Raw genomic sequence first — 12,748 nt, 5'->3', positions numbered from 1 at the left:
CGCACAACGTGTCGTCCGCTCGCGGTGTGTTCGTGGTCCGGATGGCCTCGATCCACGAGCGGGGCCGTGATCAGTCGGAGGCATTGCGGAATATGATCAGGTCATGCCCTTGACGGTGGATGACGTCGACCGGTTCGAGCTGTCGAGGCGCCGCCTGGGGGCCATCGCCTACCGTCTCCTCGGCTCCGCGGACGAGGCCGAGGACGTCGTGCAGGAGACGTTCCTGCGCTGGCAGGCCGCCGACGTCGACCGCGTCGAGGTCCCCGAGGCCTGGCTGACGAAGGTGCTCACCAACCTGTGCCTCAACCAGCTCACCTCCGCGCGGGCCCGCCGCGTGACCTACGTGGGTCGATGGCTCCCCGAGCCGCTGCTCGCGGGGGACCCGATGCTCGGCCCGGCCGACACCGCTGAACAGCGCGAATCGGTCTCGTACGCGGTCCTCACCCTCATGGAGCGCCTGTCCCCCAACGAGCGGGCCGTGTACGTGCTGCGGGAGGCCTTCGACTACCCGCACCGGGAGATCGCCGAGATCCTCGACATCACCGAGGCCGCCAGCCAGCAGATCTTTCACCGCGCCAGGAAGCATGTCGCGTACGGCAAGGCCCGCACCGACGTCGACCAGGCCGCCGCCCAGCGGATCGCCGCGGAGTTCCTCGCGGCCGCCACCAGCGGCCAGACCGATGAGCTCGTACGCCTGCTCACCAAGGACGCCATCTCCATCGGCGACGGCGGAGGGAAGGTTCCGGCCCGCACCAGGGCGTTCGAGGGAGCCGTCGCGGTCGCGAAGTTCCTGTGGGGCCTGCTCAAACCCGCCGAGGCCAAGCGCGCCATCGTCGGCGGCTCGCCCGAGATCTACGCCTGGGCCGCCAATGGCGAACCCGCCGTCGTGGCGGTAGTGGAAGGCCGAGTCGTCGCCATCATGTGCCTGGAGGTCACCGCCGAGGGCATCACTGCCTGCCGTACTCAGGCGAACCCCGACAAGCTTGAACGCGCGACCCAGCAGTGGGCGGCGGCCCACCACGGGGAGCCCCTGCTCATCATGTGACCCGCATCACCCTCGGCTCCTGTCAGGAATCGGCGGGCCATCCGGTTCAAGTGACGAATCCGAACCGGACAACAAGGGAGCCGACGATGAGGGTGCTGGTGGCAGGAGCGACCGGAGCGATGGGCAAGGAGCTGGTGCCGCGTCTGGTCGCTGCCGGACACGAGGTGTTCGCCATGATCCGCAGCGAATCCAACAAGGCCAGGGCGGCACAGCTGGGCGCGGTACCGGTCATCGCCGATGCGCTGGATCGCGCCCAGGTCGAGGCGGCCGTGCGCCAGGCGGCCCCGGAGGTGATCGTTCACCAGCTGACCGCCATCGGGCACGTCGACACCCGCCACTTCGACCGCAGCTTCGCCGCCACCAACAGGCTGCGGATCGAGGGGACCGACAACCTGCTCGCGGCCGCACGCGCCACAGGAGTACGACGGTTCGTCGCCCAGAGCAACGGCGCGTTCACCTACACCCGGACCGGCGGGCCGGTCAAGAACGAACAAGACGCCCTGGATCGGGCACCGGTCAGCCAGATGGCCCCGATGATCGCGGCGATCGAGCACTTGGAGAAGGCCGTGCTGGGCGCCGCCTGGACCGAAGGGATCGTGCTGCGCTACGGCGCGTTCTACGGGCCCGGTACCTCCATGGCGCCGGGCTCCGCGCAGCTCGAGATGATCCGCAAGCGCAAGTTCCCGGTCGTCGGCGACGGCGGCGCGGTGTGGTCGTTCGTCCACATCGCCGATGCTGCCGAGGCCACGGTCGCCGCGGTGGAGAACGGCGGCCGCGGTGTCTACAACATCGTCGATGACGATCCCGCCCCGGTCGCCGAATGGCTGCCGGAACTGGCCGCGATGCTGGGCGCCAAGAAGCCGATGCGCGTACCGCGGTTCGTCGGACGGCTGGCCGCCGGAGAGGCCGGCGTCGTGCTCATGACCGAGCTGCGCGGCGCATCCAACGCCAAGGCCAAGCGCGAACTGGGCTGGCACCCGACACACCCCACCTGGCGCCAGGGCTTCCACGTCGTGCCGTGACGTGGAGGCGGCCGGATCCGGTCGATGATCCACTCGAGTAGTTGAGCCCGCGACCGAGGGGCCCTGCCGGAGCGGACGCGTTTGCCCGGGTACACCCCGGGCAATCGCGCGGCGGAGCAGAGCACCGGAGCAGCTCGTGAAGATCCACGAGCTGCCGGTCAGTCGATACCGAAGGGCTACGTCCTCAGCCACATCGAGCGCCTGATGGGCAAACGGGACAGGAAGAACCGAACGCATCGGTCTACAGCCAGGGGGCGTACGGGGCATGCGGGGCAGCGTCGCGGTGGAACCGAAGGTGACCGACGGCGAGTCGGTGGGGCTGGCCGACGTGGTGTGGGAGAACGCGCGGCGGAAACCGGACAAGGTGCAGTTTCTGCGCCCGGACCCGGACGTCCGGTCGTGGCCGGCGCAGCAGTCCGGCGTCGGCGACGCGGGTGCGGTGACCTGCCGGCAGTTCCGCGACGACGTGCTGGCGTTGGCGCGAGGGCTCATCGCCGCCGGGGTGGCGCCGGGCGAGCGGGTGGCGTTGATGAGCCGCACCCGCTACGAGTGGACCCTTGTCGACTATGCGGTGTGGACGGTCGGGGCGGTGACCGTTCCGGTGTACGACACCTCGAGTGCCGATCAGCTGGCCTGGATTCTGGCCGACTCCGGCGCGGTGGCGTGTGTGGTGGAGACACCCGAGCACGCCGCGATGCTGGCCGGTGTGCGGGACAGGCTGCCCGGGCTGGGGCAGGTGTGGCAGATCGACGCCGGCGATCTGGTCCAGGTAGCGGCTCGGGGCCGGGCCGTCGACGACGAGCAGGTGGAGGCCCGCCGCGGCGCGGTGTCGGGCGGGGACGTGGCGACGATCGTGTACACCAGCGGGACGACGGGCCGGCCGAAGGGCTGCGTGCTCACGCACCGCAACATTCGCCTCGACGTCGGCAACGCGGTGGCGGTGCTGCCGGAGTTGTTCCACGAGCAGGCGTCGACGGTGCTCTTCCTGCCGTTGGCGCACGCGTTCGCGCGCATGATCCAGGTGGGGATGGTGCAGACCCGGGCCACGATGGTGCACAGCGCCAGCATGAGCGGCGTGATGGATCAGCTACGTCGGTACCGGCCCACGTTCGTCCTCGCGGTGCCGCGGGTGTTCGAGAGGATGTACAACCGGGCGCGACAGAAGGCCATCGAGAGCCACCAGGGTCGCCTCTTCGCCGTCGCGGACCGGGTGGCCGTGCGGTACAGCCGGGCCCTGGACCGCCCGTCCGGCCCTGGTCCGGCGCTCCGGCTGGCGCGGCGGGTCTTCGACCTGTTGGTCTATCGGAAGCTGCGGGCGGCGCTCGGCGGGCGGTGCCGCGTCGCGATCGTCGGTGGCGCTCCCCTCGGTGACCGGCTCGGGCACTTCTTCCGCGGGGCCGGTCTGACGCCGCTGGAGGGGTACGGCTTGACCGAGACCTCCCCGGCGCTGGCGGCGAACCGGCCGTCGGCGATGCGGATCGGCACGGTCGGCCGGCCGCTACCGGGCGTGGAGTTGGCGATCGCCGACGACGGGGAGGTCCTCGTCCGCGGTGACGTCGTCTTCCAGGGGTACTGGAACAACCCGTCCGCCACCCGCGCGGCGTTCACCGCCGACGGCTGGTTCCGCACCGGCGACCTCGGCAGGCTCGACGACGACGGCTATCTGCGGATCACGGGACGCACCAAGGAGATCCTGGTGACCGCGGCCGGCAAGCACATCGTGCCCGTACCGACGGAGGATCGGGTACGCGCGGACCCGCTGGTCAGCAACTGCATGCTCGTCGGCGACGCCAAGCCGTACGCGGCGGCTCTGGTCACCATCGACCCGCAGGCATGGCTGCGGTGGCGGGCCGCGCACGGTCACCCGCACGCGTCGGTGGCGGACCTGCGCGACGACCCCGCCCTGCGCGGCGAGATCCAGGCGGCGATCGACCGGGCGAACAGCTCGGTCTCGCAGGCGGAGGCGATCAAGACCTTCCGCATCCTGCCCGACGACTTCAGCGAGGCCAACGGTGAGCTCACCCCCACCTTGAAGATCAAGCGGGAGGTGGTGCAGGAGCACTGCGCCGCCGAGATCGACGCCCTCTACGCCGGCCACTAACCGTTCCGCCACGGGAGGGCCTCGCCGAAGCCCGGTGGTCGGCCGCCGTCATCGCCCGCGCCTGCTGGATCATTCCGCACCCAGCGGTTGTAGCCTCGGCCCTTATGAGCTGGCTGCCGGACGATTTCGTCCACCCCGTGCACGTGCCCGTGCCCAACACCACGCTTCACCTGCGGCCGATCAGGGAGGCCGACACCGCGCTCGACTACCCCGCCGTGATGGGCTCCCGGGAGCGCCTGTGGAAGATCTTCGGCCCGGCCTGGGCATGGCCGCCAGCGACGATGACCTACGAAGAAGACCGCGTCGACCTGCTGCGGCACGAGAAGGAGATCGCCGCGCACCAGTCGTTCAACTACGCGCTGCTGGACGAGGAGGAGACGGCGATCCTCGGCTGCGTCTACATCGACCCGCCCGAGCGCACCGGCTCCGACGGCGAGGTCTCCTGGTGGGTGGTGGACGACCTGGTCGGCAGCGAGGCCGAGCGCGCGCTCGACGCGCTGGTGCCGCGGTGGATCGCCGCCGACTGGCCCTTCCGGCAGCCTCGCTATCTGGGCCGTGACATTTCCTGGCAGGACTGGCTCGCGCTGCCGCGCGCCTCGTGACCCCCTCCCCCGGGCGGGTCCCGGAACGTGCCTTTGACAATCACTCGCGGTGGTGACCGGCGCACCGCTGCCGAGGTTCACGGATGTCCGCCCGGTCCCGCCCAGGGAGGCAACCCGCCGATGTTCAACACCGCACGCCTGCAGGTCGTCCTGGAGATCGCCCGCCACGGCACCATCGTCGCCGCCGCGGAGCGGCTGCAGCTGAGCCCGTCCGCGGTCTCCCACCAGCTCGCCGCGTTGGAGCAGGAGGCCGGGGTCGCGCTGGTGGACCGGGGGCCGCGCAGCCTGCGGCTCACGGTCGCGGGCCAGCGCCTGGCGGAATACGCGCAGCAGATCGCCGATCTGATGTCGGCGGCCCGCGACGAGCTGGCCGCGCACGGTGAGGGCCGCCAGGGACTGCTGCGGATCGGGTTCTTCGCCACCGCCGGCACTGAACTGCTGCCGCGTGCGCTGTCGAGCTTCACCCGGGACCATCCGCAGGTCGAGCTGGCGCTGATCCTGGGGCAGCCGCACGAGCTGCTGCCCCGCCTGCACCAGGGTGAGCTGGACCTGGTGGTGGTCTTCGACCATCCGCTGAGCCCAGCGCAGGCATCGCCGTACGCGACGGTCCAGCCACTGATGGTGGATCCCCAGCTGGTGGTGCTTCCCGCGGATCATCCGCACGCCGGCCGGCGGCGACTCCGGCTCGCAGACCTCGCCGCCGAACCGTGGATCACCACACTCGGCGTGCCAGGCGAGGCCTCGGTGCTGGAGCTGGCGGCGCGGGCGGAGGGCTTCACGCCGCGGATCCGCTGCCGCAGTGACCATTACGAGGTGGTGCTGGGCCTGGTCCGCGCCGGTGTCGGGGTGGCGCTGGTGCCCTCGCTCGGGCTGCGAAACCCCGGCGGGGTGGCGGTGCGGCAGCTCGCGCACGCCAAGCTGTACCGCGAGATCGGCGTGGCGCTGCGTCCGGGCAACCCCAACCCGGTGGTCGGCAGGTTCGTCGAGCGGCTGAGCGACGCGGCGTCCACGCTCAGTCAGGAGCTGTCGCAGCGGTGGGCCCTGGCGAGCCGGTCGACCGCCGTACCCCAGCGGCGCAGCTCGGCCACGGCGGCCCGCTCGGCCCCGGGCGGGAATGCGGCGACCACGGCGTAGACGACGGTGTGCCGGCCGGACACGATGCCGGTGTCGGCGCGTACCCCGGTGTCGGTGCCGGTCTTGTTCTGCACCCGGACGCCGTCGCTCGACCACGGGTCGTGGCCGATCGCGTCGGCGACCATCGTGCGGTCGGTGTTCACGGCGAGCCAGCCGCGCAGCAGCCGGCACGCCTGCGGGCTCTGCCAGGTCCCTCTGGCCACCTCGGCGAGGAAGGCGCAGAGTTCGCGGGCGGTGCCGGTGGCGAAGGTCTCCGGTACGCCGGGGCCGCGCTCGGCGCGGATCCGGTCGTGCACGGTGGTGTCCCGCAGCCCGGCGCGGCGGGCCAGGTCCCGCACGGCGTCCAGGGTCACCAGCCGCAGCAGGGCGTTGGTGGCGGCGTTGTCGCTGACCGCGCCGACCGCCGTGGCCAGGTCGGCGACCGTCCACCACCGGGGCGACAGCTGGCCGAGCAGGCCGGTGCCGCCGACCTCCCGGTCCGCGTCGAGCAGCTCGACCGGCTGGTCCTCGGTGAGCGTCCGGTCGGCGAGCCGCCGGGCCACCTCGCCGAGGAGCAGCACCTTGCCGACGCTGGCCAGCGGCAGGACCAGGTCGGGGTCGGTCGAGAGGGTGCGGCCGTCGTCCAGCCGCCGCACCATCGCCCCGACCCGCACCGCCGGGCTCATCGCCGCCCGGGCAGGGCGCCCTGCCGATCCGGTACGGCCAGCACCCGGCCCGGCCGCGCGTCGGTGACCGCGCCGCCGTCCACGACGACCCGGCCGCCCACCAGCACGCACCGCACCCCCTGCGGCGGCGCCAGAGGCTCGTCGTACGTGGCGCCGTCGGTGACCCGCTGCGGGTCGAATACCACCAGGTCCGCGGCGTACCCGTCGGCGAGCAGCCCCCGGTCCCGCAGGCCGAAGCGGCGGGCGGGCATCGCGGTCATCTTGTGCACCGCCTCGGTGAGCTCCAGCAGTCCCACCTCGCGAACGTAGTGGCCGAGGACCCGGGCGAAGCTGCCCGCCCACCGCGGGTGGGGGCGGCCTCCCTTCGGCACGCCGTCGGAGCACAGCATGGTCAGCGGGCTGGCCAGCACCCGGCGCACGTCGTCCTCGTGCATGGAGTGGCTGAGGATGGTGACGTCGCCGTGCTCGGCGGCGAGCAGGTCGCAGGCGTAGTCGACCGGGTCGACGCCGCGCCCGGCGGCCAGGTCGGCGATGGTGCGCCCCTGGGCGCCGGGGTTGTTCGGGGCGGACGCGACGCGGATCAGATCCCAGCCGCCGTTGCCGACGGTGTTCTCCCAGCCCGGTACGCCGGCGACCAGGTCGTGGCGGATCCGGTCGCGGACCGCCGGCTCGGCGGCGGCGGCGAGCATCGCCGGTACGCCGTCGGCGATCAGCCACGGCGGCAGCATCGCGTGCAGGGCCGTGCTGCCCGCGGTGTACGGGTAGACGTCGCAGGTGACGTCCAGCCCGTCGGCGCGTGCCTGGTCGAGTCGGGCGAGGGTGCGGACGGTCGCGCCCCAGGCGCGCCGGCCGGCGGTCTTGTGGTGGGAGACCTGCAGCGCCGACCCGGCCGCGGTGGCGATCTCGATCGCCTCCTCGAGGGCGGATTCGACCTGGGACATCTCGTCACGGAGGTGGGTCACGTACGGCTTGCCGTGTGCGGCCGCGACCCGGGCCAGCGCGATGACCTCGTCGGTGCCGGCGTTGACGCCCGGGGAGTAGATGAGCCCGGTCGACAGGCCGGCGGCGCCCGCGGCGAGTGCCTCGTCGAGCAGCTGGCACATCCGCCCGATCTCGGCAGGGGTGGCCCGGCGCTGGGCGAAGCCGACCACCGCGGCGCGCAGCGTGCCGTGGCCGACGAGGGCGGCGAGGTGGTTGCGTCGGGCCACGCCCTGCGCGTCGGCGAACTCGGCGAACGACCCGTACGCCGACGCGGGTGGACCGAACGTCGCGGCGATCAGCTCCCGCACCGGCTCGCCGCGCTGGGGCGGGACCGGGAAGGGGCTGATGCCGCAGTTGCCGCAGATCTCCGTGGTGACGCCTTGCAGCAGGGGCGCCCGGCGCAGCACCTCCCGCTGCTCGTCCTCCCCCGCCAGCAGGTCGGAGTGGGTGTGCACGTCGATGAAGCCGGGTGTGACGACCAGCCCGGTCGCGTCGATGACGTCGGCGGCGGGAGTTCGGCTGCCCGGGGGCAGCAGCACGAGCCGCCCGTCGCGGACGCCCACGTCGGCGGGGCGGGCCGGCGAGCCGGTGCCGTCGAGCACGTCCCCGCCGGTGACCAGCAGGTCCAGCCGGGCCATCAGAGCACCTTGGACAGGAAGGCGCGGGTACGGTCGTGCCGCGGCGCGGCGAGCACCTCCCGGGGTGGGCCCTGCTCGACGATCAGGCCCTCGTCCATGAAGACGAGGTCGTCGCCGACCTCGCGGGCGAAGCCCATCTCGTGGGTCACCACGATCATGGTCATGCCGCTCGCCGCGAGATCCTTCATCACCTCCAGCACCTCGCCGACCAGTTCCGGGTCCAGCGCCGAGGTCGGCTCGTCGAAGAGCATCAGCTTCGGCGACATGGCCAGCGAGCGGGCGATGGCCACCCGCTGCTGCTGGCCGCCGGAGAGCTGCGCCGGGTAGTGGTGGGCGCGGTCGGCCATGCCGACCCGGTCGAGCAGGTCAGCGGCGCGCCGCCGCGCGTCGGCAGCCGCGACGCCCTTCACCGCGACCAGGCCCTCCATCACGTTCTCCAGCGCGGTGCGGTGCGGGAACAGGTGGAAGCGCTGGAAGACCATGCCGATCGACTCGCGCTGGCGGCGCAGCCGCGCGTCCGGCAGTGGCCGCAGCCGGCCGCCGCGCTCGGAGTACCCGATCAGCTCGCCGTCGACGTAGACCCGGCCCGCCTGCGGCTCCTCCAGGTGGTTGAGGCAGCGCAGCAGGGTGGACTTGCCGGAGCCGGACGGGCCGACCACGCAGACGACCCGGCCGCGTTCGATGGTCAGGTCGATGCCGCGCAGCACCTCCAGCCGCCCGAAGCTCTTGCGCAGGGCGTGGCACCGCACCATCGGCGGGGTCACCGCGCGCTCCCGGTGAAGCGCAGGTTGCGGGCGATGCGCCCGCGCAGGGCTCCCGGCACGGTGGCGCCGAAGCCGCGGCTGAACCGGCGCTCCAGGTAGTACTGGCCGATGCTGGCGACGGTGGTCAGGACCAGGTACCACAGGGACGCGACGATCAGCAGGGCGATCACCTCGAAGTTGGTCAGGTAGAGCCGCTGGGCGACGGTGAGCAGGTCGGCGCCGGCGATCACCGAGACGAGCGAGGTGGTCTTGAGCATGGAGATGAACTGGTTGCCGGTCGGCGGGACGATGATCCGCATCGCCTGGGGCAGCACCACCCGCTTCATGATCTTCAGGCGGGACATGCCCAACGCCGCCGCGGCCTCCTGCTGGCCGGGGTCGACCGCGCGCAGGCCGGCCCGGACGATCTCGCTCATGTAGGCGCCCTCGTTGATGCTGAGTCCGAGCAGCGCCGCGACGAATCCGGTGACCAGCGTGTTCGTCTCCCAGGTGACCAGCTTCGGGCCGCCGAACGGCACGCCCAGCCCGATCTCGGGGAAGATCAGCGCGATGTTGAACCAGAAGATCAGCTGCACCAGCAGTGGCGTGCCGCGGAAGAACCACACGTAGGCCATGGCGCCGGCGCGCAGGACGCGGCTGTCGGAGACCTGCATCAGCGCCACGACGACCCCGAGCACCACACCGATCGCCATGGACGCGACCGTGAGCTGGACGGTGACCCAGAGCCCTTCCAGGATGACCCGGTCGAACTGGTACTTGACGACGATGTCCCAGTGCAGGTTCGGGTTGATCGCGATGGTCCAGGCCAACCAGGCCAGGATCAGGGCGATTGCCCCGGCGGCCAGCCAGCGCCCCGGTCGCAGCGGGTGGCTGATCCGGTTCGCCTCCGGTTCGGCGGGCCCGGCCGGGGCCGGGTCCGTGACGGTCGCGTCCACCGGGGTGCTCACTTCTGGTCGTTGACCGTCGCGGTCTGCACGCCGCTGCCCTGCACGCCCCACTTCTCGAGGATCTTGGCGTAGTCGCCCGCCTCGATCAGCTCCTGCAGGGCCCGCTGGACGGCGTCGCGCAGCTGGCTGTCCTTCTTGTCGATCGCGATGCCCCACGGACCGGCCTCGTACTGGGCCTCCAGTACCTCGTACTTGCCGCTCTGCTGGGCCAGCATCTTGGCCACCGGGTAGTCGACGATGGTGGCCACCGCGCGCCCGGCGTCGATCTGCAGCAGGCCGGTCGGGGCGTCCTCGCTCTGCGAGATGGTCATCTTCTTGGCGCACGAGGTGTTCTGCTTCTCGCCGATGGCGAGGTTGGAGCTGCCCTTGGCGAGCACGACGGCGCGGCCGCACAGGTCCGCCAGGTCCTTCACCCCGGCCGGGTTGCCCTTCGCCACCATGATGGCGCCGCCGGCCTGGAAGTAGTCGACGAAGTCGACGGCCTTGCGGCGCTCCTCGGTGTCGCTCATCGAGGACATCGCCAGGTCCCACCGGTCGGCCTGCAGACCCGGGATCAGGCCGGGGAAGCTGGCGTTGGTGATCTCCAGCTTCAGGCCGAGCCGCCCGGCGATCGCCGCCGCCAGCTCCGGGTCGACGCCGGTCAGGTCCTGGGTCCCCTCCTTGTACATCTCCATGGGCGGGTAGCCCTCGGCGGTGGCGACCCGCAGGACGCCCTTCTCCTTGAGGGCGGCCGGGACCAGGTCGGCCGCCTTGGCGTCGGCCGCGACCGAGGCGGAGGCACCGGCCTGCGGCGTCTGGCCGCTGGTCGAGCGCCCGCAGCCGGCGACGGCGAGCGAGAGTGCGGCGAGACCGACGACAATGCGAAGCGCACGCTTCCTGACCACCGGAAACCTCCTGCCAGAGACGATGGCGGGGACCCTATCCGGGATCGGCCAGCGTGAACAGCCCGAATGCTTTGCAGGGTGAGCGCCTAAATATTCGATGCTCATCAGTCGACCGGGGTTGCGGCGACCGCCATCCGTCGACGGATCGGTCGGTGGCGGACCGATGAATTTGAGATGCTGCGGCGGTCTATCCGTGGACACCACCTGACTCGAAGGGACCGCCCGATGGCAAAGGTCATCTCCACGCTGTTCATCTCGGCCGACGGCGTGGCCGAGATCGACCCCGACTGGCACTTCCCGTACTTCGACGAGAACATGGGCCGTGCCGTCAGCGAGGACTACGACACCGCCGACGTGCTGCTCATCGGCCGCGAGACCTACGACAGCTTCGCCGGGGCCTGGCCCGAGCGCGAGGCCGCCGGCGGGGACGACGCACCGTTCGCCAAGCAGCTCGGGGACGTGCGCAAGGTGGTCGTCTCGCGCCAGCCGCTGCAGTTCTCCTGGCGCAACTCGGAGCTGATCGAGGGCGACCTGCTCGACGCGGTCCGGGCGCTCAAGGCCGACGCGGGCAGCAAGGGCGTCCTCATCCCGGGGTCGATCTCCGTGGTGCAGCAACTGCTCGCCGCCGGGCTGGTCGACGAGCTGCGCCTGCTCGTGCATCCGGTGGCCGCGCGCAAGGGCCGCAGGCTGTTCGACGACGGCGACGCCTCGTACCACTTCCGGGTGACGGCGACGGAGGCCTTCCCGACGGGCGTGATCCGCGTGATCTACGCGCCGACCGCGGCACCCGGGAAGGTCGGCTACGACGACGTCAAGGACCAGGTGCCCGAGGGGAAGTAGCCGCCTTCGCAACGAGTCTCGGCGGATCGGCTCGCGCCACGCTGCCAACCGGCCGCACACGATCGCATTGCCGCCGGGCCGGTCCGCCGCATGGCCACATCATCGCCTCGACGCCCGCGGGTTCGCGCATATCGGTGAATGCATGGGCTGTCACGCCTTTGCGGCGTCCACAAGGGCGTCGATCAGCGCGCGCAGCGCGGGCTGGTCGAGGGGGATCTCCCGGACTGCGGCATAGATCGTCCGCACCGGCTCGGGGCGGCGCACCGAACGGACGGTGACACCCGGATGGCGGGTGCCCAGTCCGAGTCGGGGGATGAGGCTGACACCGAGGCCGGCTGCGACGAATCCCTGAGCCGTGGCGTAGTCCTCCGATTTCGCCACGAAGTCCGGGGCGAAGCCAGCAGCGGCGCAGGCGTCGACTATCGGCTCCAGGCAGGGGCCGGGCGGTTCGCTGCCGACCCAGCGTTCGCCGGCGAGGTCGGCCAGGTCGATCACCCGTTGCCCGGCGAGCGGGTGCCCGGCGGGCAGCACGGCCTGGTACGCGTCGTCGAGCAGGTGCACGACGCGGATGCCCGGGCGGCTTTCGCCCCTCGGTCGGCGGACCACGATGGCCAGGTCGGCGTTGCCCTGCTCCACGTCCGGCAGTGGATCATCCGGATCCGTCAGCTTGGGGTCGACCGCCACGCCCGGATGTTCGCGCCGGAGTCGGGCCAGAGCGGGCGCCAGCAGGGTCGGGCCCACCGAGGCGAAGTAGCGGATCGTCAGCCGACCGGTACGCCCGGCGCGCAGGTCGGCCAGCGCGGTCTCGGCCGCGGCGACGTGCTGGCTGATGGTGGCCGCGTGCTCGGTGAGCAGTCGTCCCGCCGCAGTGGGCCGCACACCCCGGCCGACGCGTTCGAGCAACGCGATCCCGGCCTCCTTCTCCAGCGCCGCCACCTGCTGGCTGACGGCGGAGGGGGTGTAGCCGAGGTGCTGCGCCGCTGCGGTCACCGACCCGCTGGTGACCACCGCCCGCAGCACCTGCATCCGCCTCACATCAAGCATGTAGCAGAACTTAACGTAAGTGCAGAACCTTTTGCTTGTCCTTCCAGGTCGGGTTCGGCATCGTTGCAGGGAAGTCGATCA

General features: G+C 71.8%; 12 protein-coding genes. 6 read left to right on the top strand and 6 right to left on the bottom strand.

Annotated features, from left to right (window positions below; translation table 11 throughout):
• The first annotated feature begins 103 nt into the window (after positions 1-103).
• The 5 genes from sigJ (at position 104) to NFX44_RS23780 (ending at position 5,904) form a co-directional block, all read left to right on the top strand.
• Positions 104-1,045 carry an RNA polymerase sigma factor SigJ gene (gene sigJ / locus NFX44_RS23800; protein WP_262285810.1) on the top strand — a complete coding sequence of 314 codons (942 nt, stop codon included), beginning with the start codon at positions 104-106 and terminating at the stop codon, positions 1,043-1,045.
• 86 nt (positions 1,046-1,131) lie between these two features.
• Positions 1,132-2,067: an NAD(P)-dependent oxidoreductase gene (locus tag NFX44_RS23795; protein WP_262285809.1), complete on the top strand. Its 936-nt coding sequence runs from the start codon at positions 1,132-1,134 to the stop codon at positions 2,065-2,067.
• 265 nt (positions 2,068-2,332) lie between these two features.
• Positions 2,333-4,168 carry a long-chain fatty acid--CoA ligase gene (locus tag NFX44_RS23790; protein ID WP_262285808.1) on the top strand — a complete coding sequence of 612 codons (1,836 nt, stop codon included), beginning with the start codon at positions 2,333-2,335 and terminating at the stop codon, positions 4,166-4,168.
• Positions 4,169-4,272: 104 nt separating this feature from the next.
• Entirely contained in the window at positions 4,273-4,770 is a 498-nt protein-coding gene (locus NFX44_RS23785) for a GNAT family N-acetyltransferase (protein WP_262285807.1), read from the top strand.
• Positions 4,771-4,890: 120 nt separating this feature from the next.
• Entirely contained in the window at positions 4,891-5,904 is a 1,014-nt protein-coding gene (locus NFX44_RS23780; protein WP_262285806.1) for a LysR family transcriptional regulator, read from the top strand.
• On the opposite strand, the gene NFX44_RS23775 is transcribed toward NFX44_RS23780, so the two are convergent.
• The 5 genes from NFX44_RS23775 to NFX44_RS23755 are packed head-to-tail and all read right to left on the bottom strand — an operon-like array spanning position 5,787 to position 10,783.
• On the bottom strand, positions 5,787-6,569 hold the full coding sequence (locus NFX44_RS23775) for a serine hydrolase (RefSeq protein ID WP_262285805.1): 783 nt from the start codon (positions 6,567-6,569) through the stop codon (positions 5,787-5,789). The two genes, NFX44_RS23780 and NFX44_RS23775, sit on opposite strands and share 118 nt — an antisense overlap.
• Positions 6,566-8,188, bottom strand: a complete 1,623-nt coding sequence (locus tag NFX44_RS23770) for an amidohydrolase family protein (protein ID WP_262285804.1) — start codon at positions 8,186-8,188, stop codon at positions 6,566-6,568. The genes NFX44_RS23775 and NFX44_RS23770 overlap by 4 nt, the downstream gene beginning before the upstream one ends.
• Positions 8,188-8,940 carry an amino acid ABC transporter ATP-binding protein gene (locus tag NFX44_RS23765; RefSeq protein WP_262285881.1) on the bottom strand — a complete coding sequence of 251 codons (753 nt, stop codon included), beginning with the start codon at positions 8,938-8,940 and terminating at the stop codon, positions 8,188-8,190. The genes NFX44_RS23770 and NFX44_RS23765 overlap by 1 nt, the downstream gene beginning before the upstream one ends.
• An 8-nt stretch (positions 8,941-8,948) precedes the next feature.
• Positions 8,949-9,899: an amino acid ABC transporter permease gene (locus NFX44_RS23760; protein WP_262285803.1), complete on the bottom strand. Its 951-nt coding sequence runs from the start codon at positions 9,897-9,899 to the stop codon at positions 8,949-8,951.
• Positions 9,896-10,783, bottom strand: coding sequence for an ABC transporter substrate-binding protein (locus NFX44_RS23755; RefSeq protein ID WP_262285802.1), 888 nt, complete (start codon positions 10,781-10,783; stop codon positions 9,896-9,898). The genes NFX44_RS23760 and NFX44_RS23755 overlap by 4 nt, the downstream gene beginning before the upstream one ends.
• Before the next feature lie 225 nt (positions 10,784-11,008).
• Here NFX44_RS23755 and NFX44_RS23750 point away from each other — a divergent pair, with 225 nt between their 5' ends.
• The gene (locus tag NFX44_RS23750) at positions 11,009-11,623 is read left to right on the top strand and encodes a dihydrofolate reductase family protein (protein WP_262285801.1); all 615 of its coding nucleotides are present in this window, start codon (positions 11,009-11,011) and stop codon (positions 11,621-11,623) included.
• A 150-nt stretch (positions 11,624-11,773) separates the two neighbouring features.
• Here the strand turns inward: NFX44_RS23750 and NFX44_RS23745 are convergent, their stop codons facing one another.
• Positions 11,774-12,667 (bottom strand): LysR family transcriptional regulator, encoded by an 894-nt coding sequence (locus NFX44_RS23745; RefSeq protein WP_262285800.1) that lies wholly within the window; start codon positions 12,665-12,667, stop codon positions 11,774-11,776.
• Positions 12,668-12,748: the final 81 nt, after the last annotated feature.

Origin of the sequence: Micromonospora sp. MA102, assembly GCF_025460765.1 — a bacterium.
Lineage (GTDB): Bacteria > Actinomycetota > Actinomycetes > Mycobacteriales > Micromonosporaceae > Micromonospora > Micromonospora halotolerans.
The sequence above is the reverse complement of the archived record's forward strand: the minus strand, read 5'-3'. Positions and strand labels throughout refer to the sequence as shown.

Excerpts from the sequence above, each read along its gene's own strand:
- sigJ (WP_262285810.1), top strand. The coding sequence starts at position 104 with ATGCCCTTGACGGTGGATGACGTCGACCGGTTCGAGCTGTCGAGGCGC.
- NFX44_RS23795 (WP_262285809.1), top strand. The coding sequence starts at position 1,132 with ATGAGGGTGCTGGTGGCAGGAGCGACCGGAGCGATGGGCAAGGAGCTG.
- NFX44_RS23790 (WP_262285808.1), top strand. The coding sequence starts at position 2,333 with ATGCGGGGCAGCGTCGCGGTGGAACCGAAGGTGACCGACGGCGAGTCG.
- NFX44_RS23785 (WP_262285807.1), top strand. The coding sequence starts at position 4,273 with ATGAGCTGGCTGCCGGACGATTTCGTCCACCCCGTGCACGTGCCCGTG.
- NFX44_RS23780 (WP_262285806.1), top strand. The coding sequence starts at position 4,891 with ATGTTCAACACCGCACGCCTGCAGGTCGTCCTGGAGATCGCCCGCCAC.
- NFX44_RS23775 (WP_262285805.1), bottom strand. The coding sequence starts at position 6,569 with ATGAGCCCGGCGGTGCGGGTCGGGGCGATGGTGCGGCGGCTGGACGAC.
- NFX44_RS23770 (WP_262285804.1), bottom strand. The coding sequence starts at position 8,188 with ATGGCCCGGCTGGACCTGCTGGTCACCGGCGGGGACGTGCTCGACGGC.
- NFX44_RS23765 (WP_262285881.1), bottom strand. The coding sequence starts at position 8,940 with ATGGTGCGGTGCCACGCCCTGCGCAAGAGCTTCGGGCGGCTGGAGGTG.
- NFX44_RS23750 (WP_262285801.1), top strand. The coding sequence starts at position 11,009 with ATGGCAAAGGTCATCTCCACGCTGTTCATCTCGGCCGACGGCGTGGCC.
- NFX44_RS23745 (WP_262285800.1), bottom strand. The coding sequence starts at position 12,667 with ATGCTTGATGTGAGGCGGATGCAGGTGCTGCGGGCGGTGGTCACCAGC.